This window comes from Conexibacter sp. CPCC 205762 (assembly GCF_030646155.1).
Lineage (GTDB): Bacteria > Actinomycetota > Thermoleophilia > Solirubrobacterales > Solirubrobacteraceae > Conexibacter.
The window spans coordinates 259,434-279,660 of record NZ_JAUTDN010000001.1 but is presented as its reverse complement, the minus strand read 5'-3'; the positions used below and the strand labels follow the sequence as shown (position 1 = coordinate 279,660).

20 protein-coding genes and 1 tRNA gene are annotated in these 20,227 nt (G+C 73.1%); 8 read left to right on the top strand and 13 right to left on the bottom strand.

Annotation, left to right across the window (positions count from 1 at the left end; genetic code table 11):
- Window positions 1-34: 34 nt before the first annotated feature.
- From aspS to Q7L73_RS01225, 8 genes are read right to left on the bottom strand one after another with little or no spacing between them, the layout of a single operon-like run.
- Window positions 35-1,828 (bottom strand): aspartate--tRNA ligase, encoded by a 1,794-nt coding sequence (aspS, locus tag Q7L73_RS01260; RefSeq protein ID WP_304688463.1) that lies wholly within the window; start codon window positions 1,826-1,828, stop codon window positions 35-37.
- Window positions 1,825-3,084, bottom strand: a complete 1,260-nt coding sequence (hisS, locus tag Q7L73_RS01255) for a histidine--tRNA ligase (protein WP_304688462.1) — start codon at window positions 3,082-3,084, stop codon at window positions 1,825-1,827. The genes aspS and hisS overlap by 4 nt, the downstream gene beginning before the upstream one ends.
- Before the next feature lie 11 nt (window positions 3,085-3,095).
- Entirely contained in the window at window positions 3,096-3,737 is a 642-nt protein-coding gene (locus Q7L73_RS01250; protein WP_304688461.1) for an MBL fold metallo-hydrolase, read from the bottom strand.
- A complete protein-coding gene (locus Q7L73_RS01245; RefSeq protein WP_304688460.1) occupies window positions 3,734-4,123 on the bottom strand; it encodes a hypothetical protein in 390 nt (129 codons plus the stop codon). The genes Q7L73_RS01250 and Q7L73_RS01245 overlap by 4 nt, the downstream gene beginning before the upstream one ends.
- 31 nt (window positions 4,124-4,154) lie before the next feature.
- Window positions 4,155-4,646, bottom strand: coding sequence for a hypothetical protein (locus Q7L73_RS01240; RefSeq protein WP_304688459.1), 492 nt, complete (start codon window positions 4,644-4,646; stop codon window positions 4,155-4,157).
- Between the two features lie 33 nt (window positions 4,647-4,679).
- Window positions 4,680-5,207 (bottom strand): hypothetical protein, encoded by a 528-nt coding sequence (locus Q7L73_RS01235; protein ID WP_304688458.1) that lies wholly within the window; start codon window positions 5,205-5,207, stop codon window positions 4,680-4,682.
- Window positions 5,208-5,219: 12 nt separating this feature from the next.
- Window positions 5,220-6,113 (bottom strand): hypothetical protein, encoded by an 894-nt coding sequence (locus Q7L73_RS01230; RefSeq protein ID WP_304688457.1) that lies wholly within the window; start codon window positions 6,111-6,113, stop codon window positions 5,220-5,222.
- Window positions 6,101-7,045 carry an aminopeptidase gene (locus Q7L73_RS01225; RefSeq protein ID WP_304688456.1) on the bottom strand — a complete coding sequence of 315 codons (945 nt, stop codon included), beginning with the start codon at window positions 7,043-7,045 and terminating at the stop codon, window positions 6,101-6,103. Before Q7L73_RS01225 ends, Q7L73_RS01230 begins: the two co-directional genes overlap by 13 nt.
- A 33-nt stretch (window positions 7,046-7,078) precedes the next feature.
- On the opposite strand from Q7L73_RS01225, the gene Q7L73_RS01220 reads away from it, so the two are divergent.
- Window positions 7,079-7,936: an aldo/keto reductase gene (locus tag Q7L73_RS01220; protein WP_304688455.1), complete on the top strand. Its 858-nt coding sequence runs from the start codon at window positions 7,079-7,081 to the stop codon at window positions 7,934-7,936.
- A 40-nt stretch (window positions 7,937-7,976) separates the two neighbouring features.
- Complete coding sequence (locus Q7L73_RS01215) at window positions 7,977-9,200, top strand: trans-acting enoyl reductase family protein (RefSeq protein WP_304688454.1); 1,224 nt, start codon at window positions 7,977-7,979, stop codon at window positions 9,198-9,200.
- 20 nt (window positions 9,201-9,220) lie between these two features.
- Here the strand turns inward: Q7L73_RS01215 and Q7L73_RS01210 are convergent, their stop codons facing one another.
- Window positions 9,221-9,799: a DNA-3-methyladenine glycosylase I gene (locus Q7L73_RS01210; RefSeq protein WP_304688453.1), complete on the bottom strand. Its 579-nt coding sequence runs from the start codon at window positions 9,797-9,799 to the stop codon at window positions 9,221-9,223.
- A 42-nt stretch (window positions 9,800-9,841) separates the two neighbouring features.
- On the opposite strand from Q7L73_RS01210, the gene Q7L73_RS01205 reads away from it, so the two are divergent.
- Window positions 9,842-10,609: a response regulator gene (locus tag Q7L73_RS01205; protein ID WP_304715473.1), complete on the top strand. Its 768-nt coding sequence runs from the start codon at window positions 9,842-9,844 to the stop codon at window positions 10,607-10,609.
- Between the two features lie 72 nt (window positions 10,610-10,681).
- Here Q7L73_RS01205 and Q7L73_RS01200 read toward each other — a convergent pair whose 3' ends face one another.
- From Q7L73_RS01200 to Q7L73_RS01185, 4 genes are all read right to left on the bottom strand, one after another.
- Window positions 10,682-13,771: a response regulator gene (locus Q7L73_RS01200; protein WP_304691259.1), complete on the bottom strand. Its 3,090-nt coding sequence runs from the start codon at window positions 13,769-13,771 to the stop codon at window positions 10,682-10,684.
- Entirely contained in the window at window positions 13,768-14,136 is a 369-nt protein-coding gene (locus Q7L73_RS01195; RefSeq protein WP_304691258.1) for a two-component system response regulator, read from the bottom strand. Before Q7L73_RS01195 ends, Q7L73_RS01200 begins: the two co-directional genes overlap by 4 nt.
- Before the next feature lie 211 nt (window positions 14,137-14,347).
- Window positions 14,348-15,853, bottom strand: coding sequence for a fused MFS/spermidine synthase (locus Q7L73_RS01190; protein ID WP_304691257.1), 1,506 nt, complete (start codon window positions 15,851-15,853; stop codon window positions 14,348-14,350).
- 134 nt (window positions 15,854-15,987) lie between these two features.
- Window positions 15,988-16,061 (bottom strand) — tRNA-Met (locus Q7L73_RS01185).
- 215 nt (window positions 16,062-16,276) lie between these two features.
- Here Q7L73_RS01185 and Q7L73_RS01180 point away from each other — a divergent pair.
- From Q7L73_RS01180 to Q7L73_RS01160, 5 genes are all read left to right on the top strand, one after another.
- A complete protein-coding gene (locus Q7L73_RS01180) occupies window positions 16,277-16,696 on the top strand; it encodes a VOC family protein (RefSeq protein WP_304691256.1) in 420 nt (139 codons plus the stop codon).
- A 63-nt stretch (window positions 16,697-16,759) separates the two neighbouring features.
- Window positions 16,760-17,776 (top strand): sigma-70 family RNA polymerase sigma factor, encoded by a 1,017-nt coding sequence (locus tag Q7L73_RS01175; protein ID WP_370552403.1) that lies wholly within the window; start codon window positions 16,760-16,762, stop codon window positions 17,774-17,776.
- A complete protein-coding gene (locus Q7L73_RS01170; RefSeq protein WP_304691254.1) occupies window positions 17,773-18,453 on the top strand; it encodes a DUF2461 domain-containing protein in 681 nt (226 codons plus the stop codon). Before Q7L73_RS01175 ends, Q7L73_RS01170 begins: the two co-directional genes overlap by 4 nt.
- A 66-nt stretch (window positions 18,454-18,519) precedes the next feature.
- Entirely contained in the window at window positions 18,520-19,548 is a 1,029-nt protein-coding gene (locus Q7L73_RS01165) for an LLM class flavin-dependent oxidoreductase (RefSeq protein ID WP_304691253.1), read from the top strand.
- Window positions 19,549-19,563: 15 nt separating this feature from the next.
- Window positions 19,564-20,166 carry a TetR/AcrR family transcriptional regulator gene (locus Q7L73_RS01160; RefSeq protein ID WP_304691252.1) on the top strand — a complete coding sequence of 201 codons (603 nt, stop codon included), beginning with the start codon at window positions 19,564-19,566 and terminating at the stop codon, window positions 20,164-20,166.
- Window positions 20,167-20,227 lie beyond the last annotated feature (61 nt).

The window sequence follows — 20,227 nt, the reverse complement described above, 5'->3', positions numbered from 1 at the left end:
GAGCGCGCCGCCGCGGCGACCGCGGCGGCGCGGCTCAGCCCTGCGGCTGAGCTGCCGGCGGCGCTCTGAAGACCGACACTCTCAGGCCGACCTCTCTCAGCTGCGCGTCGTCGACGGGCGCGGGGGCGCCGGTCAGCGGGTCGCTGCCGGAGGCGGCCTTCGGGAAGGCGATCGCGTCGCGGATCGAGTCGCGGCCGGCGAGCAGCGTCACGATCCGGTCGACGCCCATCGCGATGCCGCCGTGCGGCGGGGCGCCGTAGCGGAAGGCGTCGAGCAGGAAGCCGAAGCGCGACTGCGCCTCCTCCTCGCTGAAGCCGATGATCCCGAAGATCTTTCTCTGCACGTCGATCGTGTTGATGCGGATCGAGCCGCCGCCGATCTCGGAGCCGTCGAGCACGAGGTCGTAGGCGCGCGACATGATCGCGCCGGGGTCGCCGTCGAGGTCGCCGGTCGGCGCCGTGAACGGGTGGTGCATCGCCGTCCAGCCGTCGTCGGTCTGCTCGAACATCGGGAAGTCGACGACCCAGAGGATGTCGTGGCGGCCCTCGGGCACGAGCGAGAAGCGCTCGGCGAGGTCGAGCCGCAGCGCGCCGAGCGACTGCGCGGCGATCCTCGCGCTGTCGGCGACGACCAGCAGCAGGTCGCCCGGGGTCGCCTCCAGCGCCTCGTTGACCGACTGGATCTCAGCCGCCGAGAGCGCCTTCGCGACCGGCGAGCGCCACGTGCCGTCCTCCTGCACGAACGCCCACACGAGGCCCTTGGCGCCGTTCTGTCTCGCCAGCTCGGTGAGGATGTCCAGCTCTCTGCGCGGCAGCTCGCGCGCGCCGGCGTTGAGGCCGCGGATCACGCCGCCGCCGGAGAGCGCGCCGGCGAAGACCTTGAACTCGGTCCCCGCGAAGATCTCCCCCAGCTCGGCGATCTCCAGCCCGAAGCGGGTGTCGGGGCGGTCGGAGCCGAAGCGCAGCATCGCCTCCGCGTACGACATCCGCGGCCATGCGGGAGCGGCGACCTCGAAGTCGGTGGCGGCGAAGATCGCGCCCATCACCGCCTCCATCGTCTCGATCACGTCGTCCTCGTCGACGAACGACAGCTCGAGGTCGAGCTGCGTGAACTCGGGCTGGCGGTCGGCGCGCGTGTCCTCGTCGCGAAAGCAGCGGGCGATCTGGTAGTAGCGCTCGAAGCCGCCGACCATCAGCAGCTGCTTGAACAGCTGCGGCGACTGCGGCAGCGCGTAGAAGGAGCCCGGGTCGATCCGCGCCGGCACGAGGTAGTCGCGCGCGCCCTCCGGCGTCGAGCGGGTCAGGCTCGGCGTCTCGATCTCGAGGAAGTCGCGCTCGTTGAGCACGCCGCGCATCGTCGCGGTGACGGTGTGGCGCAGCTTCAGCGTCTCCTGCATCCCCGTGCGGCGCAGGTCGAGCGCACGGTGACGCAGGCGCAGCGTCTCGTCGACGTAGCCGTCCTCGTCGATCGGGAACGGCGGCGTGTCGGCGGCGGCGTGGACGGTCAGCTCGTCGACGAGCAGCTCGACCTCGCCGGTCGGCAGGTTCGGGTTGACGTTCGCCTCCTCGCGGCGGACGAGCGTGCCGGTCGCGGTCACGACGTGCTCGGAGCGCAGCGAGTGCGCGAGCGCGTGCGCCTCCGGCGCGCGGTCCGGGTGGAAGGTCAGCTGGACGATCCCGGAGCGGTCGCGCAGGTCGATGAAGATCAGCCCGCCGTGGTCGCGGCGGCGGTGGACCCAGCCGGCGACGCGCGCCGGCTGGTCGGCGCGGGCGGCGGTCAGCTCCCCGGCCCAGGCGTCGCGGTAGCCGTTCGGGCGCGGAGTCTTCATGCCAGCGTCTTTCCCTTTCGCAGTACCAGCGGGATCACCCGCTGCAGCTCGATCTCGTCCTGCTCGCCGCTCTCCATGTCCTTCAGCTGAGCGGTGCTGCCGTCTTCGCCGACGATCGCGACGCTGCGCGCGCCGATCCGCCCGGCCTGCTTCAACTGGCCCTTCAGCGAGCGGCCGGCCAGCTCCAGCTGGGCCGACAGCCCGGCGCGGCGCGCCTCCAGCGCCAGCTCGAAGCCGGCGCGGCGGCCGGCGTCGCTGGTGTAGGCGACGAACAGGTCGCACAGCGGCGGCGGCGCCGGGCGCTCGCCCGCGGCCAGCAGGATCCGCTCGACGCCCGCGCCCCAGCCGATGCCGGGCGTCGGCGGGCCGCCGATCTGCTCGATCAGGCCGTCGTAGCGGCCGCCGCCGGCGACGCCCGACTGGGCGCCGAGCGCGTCGCTGGTGAACTCGAACAGCGTGCGCGCGTAGTAGTCGAGGCCGCGCACGAGCGTCGGGTCGACCTCGTAGTTGAGGTCGGCGCCGTCCAGCAGCGCGCGCACCTCGGCGAAGTGGTCGGCGTCCTCGCCGGTGAGGCGGTCCAGCAGCAGCGGCGCGCCCTGCATCACCTCGCGCGTGCCGGGGTGGTCGGCGTCGAAGGCGCGCAGCGGGTTGAGGTCGATGCGGTCGACGACCTCCTGCGAGAGCTGCTCCTGGTGCGCGCGCAGGTAGGCCTGCAGCTCCGCTCTGTACTCGGCGCGCGTCGCGGGCGTGCCGAGCGAGCCGATCCGCAGCCGCACGCCCTTGACGCCGAACGCCTCCAGCAGCTCGGCCAGCAGCAGGATGCACTCGGCGTCGACGGCCGGCTCGGCCGAGCCGATCGCCTCGGCGCCGATCTGCCAGAACTGGCGGTAGCGGCCCGCCTGCGCCCGCTCGTAGCGGAAGAAGCTGGAGAAGTACCACAGCTTCACGGGCTGCGGCAGCTTCTGCATGCCGTGCTCGAGGTAGGCGCGCGCGATCGGCGCGGTCCCCTCCGGGCGCAGCGTGATCGAGCGGCCGCCGCCGTCCTCGAAGGTGTACATCTCCTTCTGGACGATGTCGGTCGAGGCGCCGACGCCGCGCGCGAACAGGTCGGTCGACTCGAATACCGGCGTCTCGATGCGGCGGTAGCCGGCGGCGCCCAGCACGTGGTGGGCGATCTGCTCGACGTCGTGGCGCCGAGCGGCGAGGTCGGGCAGCACGTCGTACGTGCCGCGCGGGGCTTGAAGCTTCTGAGCCATCGGCGCGAAGGCTACGCGACGAGGTCTTGGAGGAACGGGTTGGTCGCCCGCTCGGCCCCGAGCGTCGTGATCCCCATGTGCCCGGGATGGACGACCGTCTCGTCGGGGAAGGCGTCGAGCAGGCCCGCGATCGAGCGCAGCAGCGTCTGGTGGTCGCCGAACGGCAGGTCGGTGCGGCCGATCGAGCCCTGGAAGAGGACGTCGCCGGAGAACAGCGTCTGCTCCTCCGCCAGCGACCAGGTGACGTGACCCGGGCTGTGGCCGGGCGTGAAGACGACCTCGAAGTCGAGCCCGGCGATCGTGAGCCGCTCGCCGCCTCTGACCGTGTGCTCGGGATCCCAGTTCTCGAACGGGCCGAAGCCCGGCCACGGCACCCATCTCTGGATGTCGAGCAGCACGTCGCGCTCCAGCTCCGGGCACCAGACCTCGGCGCCGGTCGCCTTCGCCAGCGGCGCGACGGCGCCGACGTGGTCGAAGTGCGTGTGCGTGAGCAGGATCGCCTCCAGTCTCACGCCGAGCTGCTCGATCCCCGCCAGCAGGCGGTCGGCCTCGTCGCCGGGATCGAAGATGACGGCGCTGTCGGCCCCCTGCTTGCGGACCAGGTAGGAGTTCTCCTGGACCGGCCCGACGGTGAAGGAGGCGACCTCGATCACGCCGCGTCTCTCTTCGCGGGCTTCGCGCCCCCGGCTCTCTTCGCCTGACGGCGTCTGTAGATGAAGAGGTCGGTGTAGTAGCCCATCGGGATGTAGACGACGAGCATGAAGAGCGCGATGAAGACCTTGCTCGCGAACGGCTGGTCTCTGAAGAAGAGCACCAGCAGCAGGAAGAAGAAGAGCGTCGCGATGCCGGCGCGGTTGATCGCGCCTCTCCACGTCGGCGGCGTGTCGAGCCGCTGCAGCCGTCTCGCGCGCGCGTCGAGTCTGCCGTCTCTCCCCCGCTCGCCGGGTTCGAGTCTGCGGCCGGTGCGCCCGCGCGCCTCCACCTGGCCGGCTGCGTTGCCGCGGTGCTTGGTCTGCCGCTTCTTCTTCGTCTGAGCCATTGGTGCCTATGACTCTAATGGACGGATCGCCTCAGGAGCCGACGAGGAACGCCGTCGCCAGCCGGCGGCGGGCGTCGAGGATCCGCTCGGCCTGGGCTCTCAGCCGCGAGCGGGCCGCTCTGACGACGTCGGGGCCGTGCGCGCGCGCCGGCCCGGCGAGCCGCGCGAGCGCGCGCGACTGCGCGGAGAGCTGCTCGCGCAGCGTGCTGACGAGGTCGGCGATCATCGGCGGCGGCGCGGTCGCGGCGAGCGTCCGCGCCTGCTCGCGGCTGCGGCCGGCGAGCGCGCTGATCTGCTCGCCCAGCTCGGCCGGCGTGTTGAGGCGCACGTGGATCAGCAGGAACTCGAGGTCGTAGGCCTCCTGCACGAGATCGTCTCTGATGCTCTGGTAGGCGGTCTGCGTCGCGACGCGGCTCGGCGCGTCAGTCGGGTCGCCCGCGAAGCGCCCGGCCGCGGCGGCGATCGAGACCGCGCTCAGGGCGAGCGCGAGCGTCAGCAGCAGGATGTTGCGGACGGAGGGCACCTGTTCACGGTACGCCCTCCGCCCGAGCGCGGATCAGCTGCCGGCGCTTCTGAGCGCTCTGTTGACCTCGGCGCGGCCCTCTCTGATCCCGGCGCTGTCGCTGATCAGCCGCTGAGTCGCCTCTCTCGCGGCCTGCGCGTCATGCGCTCTCGCCGCCGCCGCGATGTCTCTGAGGTCGTCGGCGCCGGTCTGCAGCGCCTCGCGCAGGTTGTCGAGCGCGGTGCTGAGGTCGGCCGGGACCTCCAGCGCCTCGAGTCTGCCGACGGCCGCCTCCGTGCGGTCGGTCAGGCCGCCGAACTGCTCGGCGAGCGCGTCGTCGGTCTGGTTCGGCGCGTCGTTGACCGTCGTGGCGATGTCGCCGCCGATCGCTCTGATCTCCGCGTCGATCGGCATGTACGCCTGCGCGGCGTCGGCGAGCGAGACGGTCGCGGTCGTCGCGGGGGTCGAGGAGGCGGACGTCGAGCTGCTGTCGTCGGAGCCGCAGCCGGCGAAGAGACCGGCCGCGAGCAGCAGCGATGCGGCGCCCGCAAGCGCCGCTCTTGAAAGCGGAGTAGAACGCATGTTGCCGGCAGCCTACGAGGCGGCCCGGCGGAGCGCGGCCTCGATCAGGTGACGCTGCGGGTCGAAGCCCGGGATCGGCAGGTCGGGCGGGAAGCGCTCGAAGGCCGCCTCGGGCGCGAGCGCGACCAGCTCCGCGGCGGCCAGCGGCGCGTGCGCGGCGATCGCCGCGACGACCGCGTGCAGCGGCGTCAGCTCGGGCCGCTCGACGTTCATCGAGATCTGGATCTCGCCGGCGCGCTCCAGCTCCAGCCCGATCGCGCGCAGCCCCGGCAGGCCCTCCGCCCCGCCCTCGCGGATCAGCGCGGCGATCTCCCGCGCGCGCTCGACGGTCGCGGGCGGCTGCAGCGTGACGTTGAAGGCGACCAGCGGCGGGCGCGCGGCGACGAGCGTCACGCCGGCGGTCGGGTGCGGCGCGCGCGGGCCGAAGTCGGTCGCCAGCTCGCCCGCCTCCAGCCGCCGCGCCAGTGCCGCGGGGCCGCCTCGGCGGACGAACGCGCGCGTGCGCCCCTCGGCCAGCAGGCCGTAGGCGATCACCGGGATCTGCTGGCGGGCGATCAGGTCGGCCGCCAGCAGCGCCTCGGCGCAGGCGGCGCCGCGATCCTGCGCGCGCAGGAAGACGACCGGCGCGACGTCGAGCGCGCCGACGTGCGGGTGGACGCCGTCGTTGGCGCGCAGGTCGATCCGCCGCGCCGCCTCCGCCGCGCCCGCCGCCAGCGCCGGTGCGAGCTGGCCGGGAGCGCCGGCGAGCGTCACGACCGAGCGGTTGTGGTCGGGGTCGCGGTGGACGTCGAGCAGCGCGACCCCGGCGCCGCCGCCGGCGAAGGCCGCCGCGATCGCGTCGATCGCAGCGTCGTCGCGGCCCTCGGAGACGTTCGGGACGGCGAGCAGCGTCGTCAGAGGATCCATCTGCCGTTGTCGAGCACGGTCGTGCCGCCGACGGTCAGCGTCGGCTCGAGCACGACGACGTCGAGGTGGATCGGGACCGAGATCGTGCCGCCGATCCCCATCGACGCGCCGAAGGCGACGTGGACGGTGCCGAGGATCTTCTCGTCCTCGAGGATGTTGCCGGTCAGCGTCGCGGCGTCGTTGGTGCCGACGCCCAGCTCGGCGATGTTGGTGCCGTCGGGGCCGTGCTTGCTGAGGCGCTCGAAGAACTCGGGGCCGACCGGGCCGTTGGCGGCGGTCAGGTGGCCGTCGGCGACGGTCAGGATCACCGGCTCCGGCGAGATCCCCATCGGCGCCAGCGAGGAGGCGACCAGCTCGCCGCTGCCGCTCAGCGGGGAGATGAAGCCCTCGCCGGCCGGCAGGTTGCCGAACGTGCCCGCGCGCGTCATCTCGCCGATGTCGGCCATCCCCTTGCGACCGCTCAGGTCGAGCGTCAGGTCCGAGCCGCGCGGACAGGAGACGTGCGCCTCGTCGGCGTTGGTGAGCAGCTCCGTGACGGCGAGCGTGCGCTCCTTCATCGTCGCGAAGTCGACGCCCATCACGCGGGCGATCATGTCGGCGGTCGCGCCCGGCAGCGTCGCGCCGCGCGAGCCGTTGTCGTTGGACGCCTTGCGCGCTCTCGTGTGCGAGATCGACTTCGTCGTCGGCGCCAGGTAGACGTCGCAGGCGAGCAGCGCGGAGGCGATCGGCGGCGGCGGCTCGGTGCCGTCGTTCTCGCGCTCGTCCATCAGCGCCAGCACCGCGTCGGCGCCGTAGCGGGCGGCCATGTCGCGCATCGCCTCCGCCAGCTCGCGCGATCTGGGGTCACCGATGACGAGCACGTTCTCGCCATGTCTGAGTGCGAGGGAGCGCTCCATCACGGTGATCAGCGCGCGTTCAAGATCGGGGCTCATGAGCGGCAAGCTAGCAGGGGTATGTTCATGCGCATGAGCACGACTGCTGCAGCATCCGGGACGTTCAAGATCGGCGGCGACCTCGAGGTGACGCGCCTCGGCTACGGCGCGATGCGGATCGTCGGCGAGGGGACGTGGGGCGAGCCGCGCGACCGCGACGAGGCGCTGCGGGTGCTGCGGCGGCTGCCGGAGCTGGGCGTCGACTTCGTCGACACGGCCGACTCCTACGGGCCGTTCATCTCCGAGGACCTGATCGCGGAGGCGCTGGCGCCCTACGACGCGGGCACGATCGTCGCGACCAAGGGCGGCTTCACGCGCCAGGGTCCGGGCGAGTGGATCCCGGTCGGGCGGCCGGCCTACCTGCGCCAGTGCGTGCAGCTGTCGCTGCGGCGGCTCGGCGTCGAGCGGATCGACCTCTACCAGCTCCACCGCATCGACTCCGAGGAGGACCAGGAGGCGCAGTTCGCGGAGCTGAAGAAGTTCCAGGACGAGGGGCTCGTGCGCCACCTCGGCCTCTCGCAGGTCAACGTCGAGGAGATCGAGGCGGCGCGCCGCCACTTCGACGTCGCGACCGTGCAGAACAGATTCAACCTCGCCGACCGCGAGTCCGAGGACGTGCTCGACTACTGCGAGCGCGAGGGGATCGGCTTCATCCCGTGGTTCCCGCTGGCGGCCGGCAAGCTCGCCGAGCCGGGCGGCGTCGCGGCCGAGATCGCCGCCGCGCACGACGCGACGACCGGCCAGGTCGCGCTCGCCTGGCTGCTCGCGCGCTCGCCGGTGATGCTGCCGATTCCGGGCACGAGCACCGTCTCGCACCTGGAGCAGAACGTCGCGGCGGCCGACCTCAGACTCAGTGACGAAGAGGTCGCGCGACTGACCGCCGCCGGCTGAGGCGGCGCACTGCACGGGCGCCGCCGGTAGGTTTGGCCGCATGGCCAGTCCTGCAGCGGGCGAGCGCCCGTACGACGTCATTCTGCTCGGCGCGACCGGCTTCACCGGCGCGCTGACCGCGGACTACCTCGCCCGCCGCGCCGCGACCGGCGCCGCGCCGGCGAGCAGCGGCGTGACCGACGGCGCCGCCCCGGGCGCGACCCGCTGGGCGCTTGCGGGCCGCAATCGCGACAAGCTCGCGGCGCTGGCGCAGCGGCTCGGGGTGGACGTGCCGCTGCTGCACGCCGACGTCGAGGACGCAGCGTCGCTGCGCGAGCTGGCCGAGTCGACGCGCGTCGTCGCCTCGACCGTCGGCCCCTACATCCGCTACGGCGAGCCGCTCGTCGCCGCCTGCGCCGCCGCCGGCACCGACTACGCCGACCTGACCGGCGAGCCGGAGTTCGTCGACCTGATGTACGTCAGACACCACGCGACCGCGCTGGCGAGCGGCGCGCGGCTGGTCCACTGCTGCGGCTTCGACTCGATCCCGCACGACCTCGGCGCGCTCTTCACCGTCCAGCAGCTGCCGGAGGGCGTCCCGCTGACGGTCAGAGCCTACGTGCGCGCCGGGGCGAGATTCTCCGGCGGCACGCTCGACTCGGCCCTCACCGCCTTCTCGCACATGCGCTCCTCCGCGCAGGTGGCGTCCGCGCGACGTGCTGCCGAAGGCCGGCCGGAAGGACGGCGCGTGCACGGCGAGCGGGGCCTCCCTGCGCACGTCGGCGGGAAGGTCGGCTGGGCGCTGCCGCTGCCGACGATCGACCCGCAGGTCGTGCTCCGCTCCGCCCGCGCGCTCGACCGCTACGGCCCCGACTTCACCTACGGCCACTACGCCGCGATGAAGCGGCTGCCGATGGCGATCGGCGCCGGCGTGGCGCTGCCGTCGCTGGTGCTCGCCGCGCAGCTGAAGCCGGTGCGCGACCAGCTGACCAAGCGGCTCGGCTCCGGCCAGGGCCCGAGCGACGCCACGCGCGCGCAGAGCTGGTTCAAGGTCCGCTTCGAGGGCGCGACCGGCGACGGCGCCACGCGCGTCGTGACCGAGGTCAGCGGCGGCGACCCCGGCTACACCGAGACGTCGAAGATGCTCGCCGAGTCGGCCCTCTGCCTCGCCCACGACGCGCTCCCCGAGCGCGCCGGCCAGCTGACGACGGCGGTCGCGATGGGCGACCCGCTGCGCGAGCGGCTGCAGGCGGCGGGGATCGGCTTCAGCGTGCTCGACGGCTGAGGCCGCGCCGGCGGGCGGCGTCAGGCGGCGAGCGCGGCTCTGCGCGCCGCCGCGGCGGCGGGGCGGGTCGGGCAGCCGGCGACGTGGTCGTTGACGAGGCCGCAGGCCTGCATCGCGGCGTAGGCGGTCGTCGGGCCGACGAAGCGGAAGCCGCGCCGTCTCAGCTCCTTCGCGAGCGCTCTCGACTCGTCCGTGATCGCCGGCAGGCCGCCGAGGCTGTCGGCGACCGGCGGCGCCTGCGCCGGTGCGAACGACCACACCAGCTCGGCCAGGTCGACCCCCTCCTCGCGCAGTCTGAGGACCGCGCGGGCGTTGGCGATCGCGGCCTCGATCTTGGCGCGGTTGCGGACGATGCCGGCGTCGGCCATCAGCCGCGCGACGTCGTCGTCGCCGAACGCCGCGACCCGCTTGGGGTCGAAGCCGGCGAAGGCGGCGCGGAAGCCCTCGCGCTTGCGCAGGATCGTGATCCAGGCGAGCCCGGACTGGAACGCCTCCAGGCAGATCCGCTCGAACATCGCCTGCTCGCCGCGGACCGGAAAGCCCCACTCGCTGTCGTGGTAGCGCTCGTAGAGCGGGTCGCCGTCGCCGAAGCAGCGCATCGGCCAATCCTCTCAGGCGCCGTCGATGGAACAATTGCCGGCGTGTCGGAGCAGGTGCCAGACGAGCTGGTCGAGCTGTGGGCGGAGCTGCGCCCCGAGCTGCTGCGCCAAGTCGCGACGCTGCGCGAGCTGGTGACGGCCTTCTCCGAGGGCGCCGTCGACGACGAGACGCGCGAGCAGGCCCGCTCGCTCGCCCACCAGCTCGCCGGCTCGCTCGGCAGCTTCGGCTTCGACGCCGCGGGCGCCGCGGCGCGCGCGCTGGAGCTGCGCTTCAAGCAGCGCGTGACGCCCGCCTCGGTGCCGCTGCTGGTGGCGCTGGCGACGGAGCTGGAGAACCGCGTCGGCACCGGCCCGCCGCCGCAGCCCGCCCCGCCGCGCGAGCCGGCCGTGCCCGCCCCGCCCGCGGCGCCGCCCGCCGACGCCGCCCCGCCCGACGCGCCCGCCGACGCCGTCGACGTCGCGCTCGTCGAGGACGACGAGCTGCTCGGCGAGCTGGCGCAGACGGCGCTGACCGCGCGCGGCTACAGCGTCCGCTGGATCGCCGACGGCGACGAGGCGGTGCGGCTGCTGGCCGGCGAGCGGCCGGCGCTGCGGGCGGCGCTCGTGCTGCTCGACTGGGAGCTGCCGTCGCGCAGCGGGATCGAGGTGCTGCGGGCGCTGCCGGACGACCTGCGCGTCGTGATGGTGACCGGTCACGGCGAGGCGGAGGCGGTCGCGCAGGCGCGCGAGCTGGGCGCCCGCGCCCACGTCGCCAAGCCGTGGACGGTCAGCGGCCTCGCCGCGGCCGTGCGCGAGCAGCTCGGCCGCTGAAACGCGCCCGCCGCGAGCAGCGCGGGCGACGACCGCCGCACCCGCCGCAGTCGCGCCGCGGGCTGAGCCGCCTCAGCCCTCGCCCGTGCGCAGCCGCGCCAGCTCGACCTGGGTGCGGCCGAAGACGTCGACCAGCTCGTCGACCCGCTCGGTCGCGTCGGCGACGTGGCCCGCTCTCGCCTCGTGCTCCAGCGACTCGCTCATGCGCGCCAGCCTCATCGCGCCGATCGAGGCGCTGGCGCTCTTGAGCGTGTGGGCGGCCCCGCGCAGCGCGTCGAGGTCGCCGTTCTCGACCGCCATCCGCAGCTGCGCCAGCAGCGCGGTGCCCTCCTCCTCGTGCAGGTCGATCAGCAGCTCCGCGAGCCCCTGGTCGCCGGCCGTCGCCGCTTCGAGCCTGCCGGCGTCCACGATCGGCACGTCCGCGACCGCGACGTCGGCGAGGTCACCCAGGCCGCGCGCCCGCTCGACCGGCGTGCCGGCGAGGATCCGCGCCATGTCGTCGCGCCCGACCGGCTTCGTCAGGAAGTCGTCCATCCCGGCCGCGATGCAGGCCTCGCGGTCCTCGGTGAAGGCGTTGGCGGTCATCGCGACGATCCGCGGCTGGCGCTCGGGCTCCAGCTCCATGCGGATCCGGCGCGTCGCCTCGAGGCCGTCGAGGTTCGGCATCTGCACGTCCATCAGCACGAGGTCGTACTCCTGGCGGTGGACAGCGGCGACCGCCTCGACGCCGTCGGCGGCGACGTCGACGCGGTGGCCGAACCGCTCCAGCGTCGCGATCGCGACCTGCTGGTTGACGAGGTTGTCCTCCGCCACGAGGATCCGCAGCGGCTGCGTCAGCGACGGTATCTGCGGCGGCGTCTCGGCGGCGGCCGGGCTCGGCGCCTCGCCGGCGACGGCGGTCGCGAGCGCGTTGCGCAGCGTCACCGGCTTGACCGGCTTGGAGAGCGTCGCGGCGAGACGGCCGCGCGCGATCGCCGGGTCGACGCCGCCGATCGACGACAGCAGCACGATCGGGAGCGTGTAGCCGGTCGCCTCCGCGAGCGCGTCGGCCAGTCTGATGCCGTCCATCTCCGGCATCGCCATGTCGAGGATCGCGACGTCGAACCAGTCGCCGGCCTGCACCAGCGCGATCGCGTCGGCCGGCCGCTCGTAGGAGACGGTCTCCATCCCCCAGCCGGTCAGCTGGGCCTCCAGCAGCTCGCGGTTGACGGCGTTGTCGTCGACGATCAGCGCGCGGCAGCCGGTCAGCAGCTCCGGCACGTCGGCGGACACCGGGTCGGGGCCTGGGACGCGCGGCAGCACCAGGTCGATCGCGAAGGTCGAGCCGATCCCGATCTCGCTCTCGACCGTCACGCGCCCGCCCATCGCCTCGACGAGCCGCTTGGAGATCGCGAGCCCGAGGCCGGTGCCGCCGTACTTGCGCGTGATCGAGGCGTCGACCTGCGTGAACGACTGGAACAGCGTCTGCAGCCTGTCGGGCGGGATCCCGATGCCGGTGTCGCGCACCTCCAGCCGCAGCCGCGCGCGCTCGGAGCCGGGCGTGCCGTCGCTGCCGATCTCGGTCAGCCGGCCGTGGATCGTGACCGAGCCGCGGTTGGTGAACTTGACCGCGTTGGAGAGGAAGTTGATGAGGATCTGGCGCAGCCGCGTCGAGTCGCCGACGAGGCGGGTCGAGCCGTCGGTCTCGAGCAGGTAGCCGAGGTCGATCTGCTTCGCCGCCGCCTGCGGCGCGAGCAGGTCGAGCGAGGACTCGATCACCTCGCGCAGCGCGAAGGCGTGGTCCTCCAGCTCCAGCTTGCCGGACTCGATCTTCGAGAAGTCGAGGATGTCGTTGATGATCGCCAGCAGCTGGTCGCCGCTCATGCGGATCGTCTCGACGTGCTTGCGCTGCTGCTCGTCGAGCGGGCTGTCGCGCAGCAGGCTGGTCATGCCGACGATCGCGTTCATCGGCGTGCGGATCTCGTGGCTCATCGTCGCGAGGAAGGCCGACTTCGCCTGCGCCGCCCGCTCGGCGGCGTCGCGCGCGGCCTCGACGGCCGCGCGTGCCGCAACCCTCTCGCCGATGTCGCGCACGACGCGGCTGATCATCAGCTCACCGCCGACCAGCGCCGCCGAGACCGTCACCTCGACCGGTATGCGCGTCCCGTCGACGTGCTCGGCGACGTCCTCGATGCGGGCGTGGAAGACGGCCGGGTCGCCGGTCTCCAGATACCGCTGGTGGGCGGCCTCGGTGTGCGCCCAGACCTTCGGCGGAACCCTCTCGCGCGGCGACGGCCGCCCGACGACCTCGTCGCGCGTGAGCCCGAGCAGCTCCTCCGCGCGCGGATTCCACTCCCGCACCGTGCCGTCGCCGTCCATCACGATCAGCGCGTCGAGCGACGACTCGATCACGACGCGGATCCGCTGCTCGCTGGAGGCGAGCTGCGAGGTCCGCTGCTCGACGCTGCGGCGCAGCCCGGCGTTGATGCGGCGCAGCGCGCGGCGGTTGCGCGCGACCGACGCGGCGAGCCCGCCGAACATCACGACGAAGAGCGCGATGATCGCGATCCGCAGCAGGTCGTCCCGGCTGCGGTCGTCGTCGATCTTCTCCTGCACGTAGCGGACGACCTGCGCGTTGCGTCTGCGCAGCGTGTCGATGCGACTGGCGGCGAGCGCGCGCTGCGGCGTGCTCGCGGTCGGCGCCAGCGCCGGCCCGAGGTCGCTGCGGAAGCTGGCGATCGCGGCCGCCAGGTCGGTCATCCAGAGGCGTATGTCGGGGTCGTGGACGCGGCCGATGTCGCTGCCGGTCGTCTGCCCGTCGCCGAGCGCGCCGCGGATGTACGCCTCGGCGTTGGCGACGCGCTCGTCGATCACGTTCGCGTTGCGCACCAGCGGTGCGCCGGCGGCGGCCTCGTGGATCGCGATGCTGGCGTTGGAGAGGTCGCGGCCGACGTGCTGGGCGACCAGCACGGCGCGCGTGTGGTCGCGCTCGGCCGCCAGCGTCGAGTTGAAGATCCAGAGCGTGAGCGCGAGCGCGGCGGCGCCGGCCAGCAGGATCAGCACGACGACGCGGTCGACGCCGGCGCTCGCGGGCGCGGACGGGGACGCCGCCGGCGTCACCGTTGCCAGCTCGGCCGTGGGCTCGCCGGTCACGGCCGGCCCGTCCGGCTCCGCGGCGCTCATGCCGCCTCCTCGGCGGCCGCCACGGCCGCCAGCAGTCTCTCGGGCGTGAACGGCTTGTGGACGTAGCCGTCGGCCGGCGGCAGCTCCTCGCGCGCGAGCCCGGAGACGAACACGACCGGCGGTGTCGCCGCGCCGTGGCGCCGCTTCAGCTCGGCGTGGACGGCGGCGCCGTCCATGTCCGGCAGGAGCGCGTCGAGCAGCACGACCGAGGGCGCCGGCTGCGCGCCGTCGCCGAGCCGCGCGAGCGCGTCGGCCGCGTTCGCGTATGCGTGCACCTCGCGCCCTGCGCGCGTGAGGATCGTCTCCACCAGCCGTCGTATGACGAGCGAGTCGTCGATCACGACGATCGGCTCTTGCGTGGTCACCCTGCCTCCACGTTCCTGGTCGTCTTGCCTGCCCGGCTCCACCGCCCGCACGGCGGCCGGCCCGTCTTGTTCTTCCCGTCTTGGCGGTTCACGTCAACTTCGGTGGGCCAACTCGGGAGCATCCGGCGCCGCGAACGGCCTGGAAACTCCATCGGCTGTCAGCGCACGCCGCTGGAGGCCGCGGGCGCGCCAGGTGACGTGTGACGGGCGATCAGGAGGTCTGGAGCAGCTGATCGGTCGGCGCCAGCTCGTCGCGCAGCGGAGTCGCGTCGCCGACCCAGTGCTCGAGCGCCATCCGGTTGAAGCTCGTCCCGTTCCAGGCGTTGGAGCCGGCGACCCGATCCGGCAGCGGGCCGTCGGACGCGAGCAGGACGGCGTTGCCCTGTCCGGGCCGCGCGTCGGCGCCGGGGGCGTTGACCATCCAGACGTTTCTGAACTGCTCCATCACCGTCGCGGTCTCGGCTCTCATCAGCTTCAGCTCGCCGCCGTCGATCACGTTCAGCGCGTAGAGGCCGCCCGGCTTCAGCACCCGCTTGACCTCGCCGATCCACTCGCGCGTCGCCAGGTGCCACGGGACCGCGTAGGTGCCGAAGGCGTCGCCGACGACGACGTCTGCGCTCGCGGTCGGCCGGTCGCGCATCGTCATGCGCGCGTCGCCGACGGTCACCTGCAGCTGCGGCGAGGTTCTGAGCCCGAGCCGTTCGCGGTCGAGGTCGACCAGCCGGCCGTCGACCTCCAGCACGTGCGCGTTGGACCCCGGGTGGGTCGCCAGCAGCCAGCGCGGCAGCGTGAAGCCGCCGCCGCCGACGAAGACGACGTCACGCGGAGCATCTCTGCTGGGCGCCTGCGCCGTGATCGCGTGGCCGATCCACTGCGTGTAGCCGTACTCGAGGTGGGCCGGGTTCTTCAGGTCGACGTAGGAGTGGTGGAGGTCGTCGAGGATCAGCTCGCGCGCGTTCGGGTTGTCGGCCGCGACGATCACCGAGGCGCAGTGATAGGTCGTCTCGGTGTCGCAGGGCGACTCGCGCGTGGCGCCGAAGAGCGCCAGCAGGACCGCCGCGGCCGCTGCTGCGACGGCCGCCGGCGCCCGCAGCGAACCGCCCGCGAGCCCGAGCGCGAGCCCACCGACGACGAGCAGCGCGCCGGTCGCCAGCACCGCGGCGCTGACCGGCATCAGCGGCACGAGCACGAAGCCGGTGCCGAACGTCCCGAGCAGCGCGCCAGCGGTCGCGAACGCCGACAGCCGCCCGACGATCGTGCCGGTCGTCAAGAGGTCGCGCACCTGCATCCGCGCGACGGTCGGCGAGATCGCGCTCAGCACCGCAGCGCTCGGCACGAGCGCCAGCAGCGTGATCCCGAGCGCTGCCGCATCCCCCTTCCCCCGCGCGCCGGGACCGAGCGCGCGCACGACGGGAACGGTCAGCAATGCCAGCAGACCGCCCCCGATCAATAGCCACACGAGCAGTTGCCGTGGCTCACGACGATCGGCCATCAGGCCGCCGGCGGCGGCGCCGATCGCGATCCCGGCGAGTGCCGCGCCGATGATCGAGGTGGTCGTCGAGAGCGTCAGCCCGACGTACGGCGCCAGCAGCCGGACGGCGAGGATCTCCAGCACCAGCACCGCGCCCGAGGCGACGAAGACGGTCGCCGCAGCGACCGTCGGGGCGAGTGCGGCAGGGGTCGGTTGAACGCCCTTGCGGGCAGTTGCGGCAGACATGGAGCAACGTTAATGAATTGGCGCGGTCGCTGCACGAATTGCCGGATCGGCGGACAATGGGCGGGCACGTCGCCTGCGGATCTGGGGCCCAGAACGACGAAGCGCCGGCCTTGCGGGCCGGCGCTTCGCTGCGATACCTGGGGGGAGACTCGAACTCCCGACCTCAGCATTATGAGTGCTGCGCTCTAACCAGCTGAGCTACCCAGGCGCGGGAGCGCGAAGGATAGCGAAGCGACCGGCAGGCGCGGAGTCCCGCCCGCCGCGGGCGTGATCAGGAGCGCGACGCGTCTCGCATGCGAGGCGAGCGTGTACGCGCCAGCTCCTGATCGCCCGATGAGTTCGGCCGGGACGCTTCGTCCTTGCACCCGACAGACGCCGCGCCATCACGGAGCGCGGCGGCAGACCTCCCGAAAGGACTCGCCCATGCGCCGCAAGGTGTTCGTCAACATGCCGGTCAAGGATCTCCAGGCCTCGATCGCCTTCTTCGCCGCGCTGGGCTGGGCGCACGAGCCGATGTTCACCGACGAGACCGCCTCCTGCATCGTGATCTCCGAGGAGATCTACGCGATGGTGATCACCGAGCCGCGCTTCCAGGAGTTCACCAACGGCACGGTCGCCGACGGGAAGGCCGTGACGGAGTTCATCACCGCGCTCTCGTGCGACTCGCGCGAGGAGGTCGACCAGCTCGCCGAGAGAGCGCTCTCCGCCGGCGCGTCCGACTGGAAGCCGACGATGGACCAGGGCCCGATGTACGGCCGCTCGTTCGCCGACCTCGACGGTCACGCGTGGGAGCTGATCTACATGGACATGAGCCAGATGCCGCCGGCGCCGCAGGAGAGCTGATCCGGCTTCCGATCGGACAGTTGGCGGAGCGACAGGCTCGCACCGGCCGGGCGGGGTCATAGGATGGCTCTCGTGTCTGGAACCTCACCCGCCGGTGCCGCGCTCGAGCTGGAGCTGGAGTCCCACCGCCGGGCGCTGACCGGTTACTGCTACCGCCTCCTCGGCTCCGGCTCGGAGGCCGAGGACGCGGTGCAGGAGACGATGGTCCGCGCCTGGCGCTCGGCCGACAGACTGCAGGCGCGCGGCGCACTCAAGTCGTGGCTGTACAGAATCGCCTCCAACGTCTGCTTCGACATCCTCGGCAGCGCGCAGCGGCGCGCGACGCCGATGGACCTCGGCCCCTCCTCGGGTGCCGACGCGGCGCTCGGCGCCGGACTGCCGGAGAGCGCCTGGGTGCAGCCGATCGCCGACGCGCGCGTGCTGCCCGAGCAGGCCGACCCGGCGGCGCTCGCCGAGCATCGCGAGACGCTGCGGCTGGCGTTCGTCGCCGCGCTCCAGCACCTGCCGCCGAAGCAGCGCGCGGTGCTGGTCCTGCGCGAGGTGCTGCGATGGCAGGCGAGCGAGGTCGCGGAGCTGCTCGACACGAGCGTCGCGTCGGTCAACAGCGCGCTGCAGCGGGCGCGCGCGACGATCGACCAGCTCGAGCTCGACCCGCTCGCGACGAGCGCCGACGCGGGCGCGGCCGCCGCCGGCGCGGCCGACGCCGAGCAGCAGGCGCTGCTGACCCGCTACGTCGCCGCGTTCGAGGCCTACGACATGAGCGCGCTCGTGCAGCTGCTGAGAGAGGACGCGGCCTTCTCGATGCCGCCGTTCCCGCTGTGGCTGACCGGGCCCGACGACATCACCCGCTTCATGACGACCACCGGCGCCCACTGCGAGGGCTCGAGACTGCTCGTCACGCAGGCCAACGGCGGGCCGGCCGTCGGCATCTACCACCCGACGCCCGAGGGTCCGTACGAGCCGTGGGCGATCGTCGTGGTCGAGACCGCGGGCGACCGCATCAGCGGCCTGCACCACTTCCTCTACCCCGCCCTGTTCGGGGAGTTCGGCCTGCCACCGAGGTTGGAAGCGAGCGCATGACGAGATTCCGCGGCTTCAGATCCCAAGCGTTCGCCTGGTTCGAGGAGCTCGCGGACCACAACGAGCGCGACTGGTTCCAGGCCAACAAGGCGACGTACGAGACGCAGGTGCGCGGCCCGCTCGAAAGCCTGCTGGAGCAGCGCGCCGAGCGCGACGGCGGCGTCGCCAAGCTCGCCCGCCAGAACCGCGACACGCGCTTCTCGCACGACAAGTCGCCGTACAAGACGCGCACGTACGGCGCGGTCGTCGAGCGGCCGGGCTCCAACGCCGGCCTCTACGCCGAGATCTCGGCCGACGGGCTCTTCGCCGGCGGGGGCTACTACGTGCTGCTCGGCGACCAGCTCGAGCGCTACCGCGCCGCCGTCTTGTCGGAGAAGAGCGGCCCGGCGCTGGTGGAAGCGGTCGCGCAGGTCGAGGCCGCGGGGGTCGAGGTCTTCGGCGAGACGCTCAAGCGCGCCCCGCGCGGGATCGACCCGCACCATCCGCGCGTCCGCCTGCTGCGCCACAAGATGCTGATCGCCGGCGACCGGTTGGCGCCGAAGGAGACCGGGATCACCGCCAAGGCCGGGCTGAGACACGTCGAGCGCGTCTGGGGCGCGCTGGAGCCGATGAACGCCTGGCTCGACAGACACGTTGGCGCAAGCAGAGAAGCGCCGCCCGGGCGGCCGGGACGCTGACGCGAGCGGCGCCCGCGCCGTCCGCTACGCTGATCTTTCTTCGATCTTCTTCGAACCAAGGCAGCGATGACCCCTCCGCTCTCCGTCCTCGACCTCGTCCCCGTGATGGCCGGCTCGACGCCGCGCGAGGCGCTGCTGCACAGCGCCGACCTCGCCCGCCACGCGGAGCGGCTCGGCTACACCCGCTACTGGGTCGCCGAGCACCACAACATGACTGGGATCGCCAGCGCCGCGACCTCGGTCGTGATCGGCCATCTCGCCGCCGCGACCGAGACGATCCGCGTCGGCTCCGGCGGGATCATGCTGCCCAACCACTCGCCGCTCGTGATCGCCGAGCAGTTCGGCACGCTCGACGCGCTCTTCCCCGGCCGCATCGACCTCGGCCTCGGCCGCGCTCCCGGCACCGACCAGACGACCGTGCGCGCGCTGCGGCGCGAGGTGACCGCTGCCGCCGCCTTCCCGCAGGACGTCAAGGAGCTGCAGGCGCTGCTCGGCCCGCTGCAGCCCGGCCAGCGGATCCAGGCTTTCCCCGGCACCGGCAGCGAGGTGCCGCTGTGGATCCTCGGCTCCTCCACCTTCGGCGCCCAGCTGGCGGCGATGCTCGGCCTCCCCTACGCCTTCGCCTCGCACTTCGCGCCGACCGAGCTGCACGCGGCGCTCGACACCTACCGCGGCACCTTCCAGCCCTCCGACCAGCTCGCGAAGCCCTACGCGATGGTCGGCCTCAACGTCGTCGCGGCCGACAGCGACGCGGAGGCGCGGCGGCTGTTCACGACAGTCCAGCAGGGCTTCACGAACCTCTTCCGCGGCCGGCCCGGCCCGTACCAGCCGCCGATCGACGACATCGAGGCGTACTGGAGCCCGCTGGAGAAGGCGCAGGCGTCGCGGATGCTCGCGTACTCGATCGTCGGCGGGCCGGAGACGGTGCGCGAGGGGCTGGAGCGGGTCGTCGAGGAGACCGGCGCCGACGAGCTGATGGTCGTCTCCGCGATCCACGACCAGCAGGCGCGGCAGCGCTCCTACGAGCTGCTCGCGGAGGCCGCCGGCGGGCTGACGCCGGACCGACAGGCGGCTGGGGTCGGCCCCGGCCGGTAGCGTGTCGCGCTCGACATGAGCGCGCCCCCGATTCCCAAGCTGCCCGACGGACCCGGCCACCGCGAGCGCCTGATCGCGGGGCTGGCGGCGTCGATCACCGAGCGCGGCTACCGCGCGACGACGATCACCGACGTCGTCCGCCACGCGCGCACCTCGCGCCGCTCCTTCTACGAGCAGTTCGAGGATCGCGACGCCTGCTTCCTGGCGCTGTTCGACGCGCTCGGGGACGTGCTGATCGAGCACGTGCTGCGCACCGTCGACCCGGGCGCGCCGTGGGAGCGGCAGGTCGAGGTCGCGCTCGCCGCCTATCTCGACGCGATTGCCGCCGAGCCGCAGCTGACGGTCAGCTTCATCCGCGAGATCCCCGGCCTCGGGGACGTCGGCAGCGCCAGACAGCGGGCCGCGCTGGAGGCGTTCGCGAAGCTCGTGATGAGGCTCGTCGACACCGACGAGATGCGCCGCTCGGGCGTGCCGCCGGTCGCGCACGACACGGCCCTGATGCTCGTCGGCGGCCTCAGAGAGCTGGTCGCCTACGTGGTCGAGAGCGGCGGGACGCCGGCGGCGCTGAAGGGGACCGCCGCCGAGGTCTTCAAGAGCGTCTTGAACGGTCCGCGTTAGCGCGCCGCGCGCGAGCGGGAATCACGCGTCCCGGCTGCGGGCCTCTACGGATTGCGGCGCG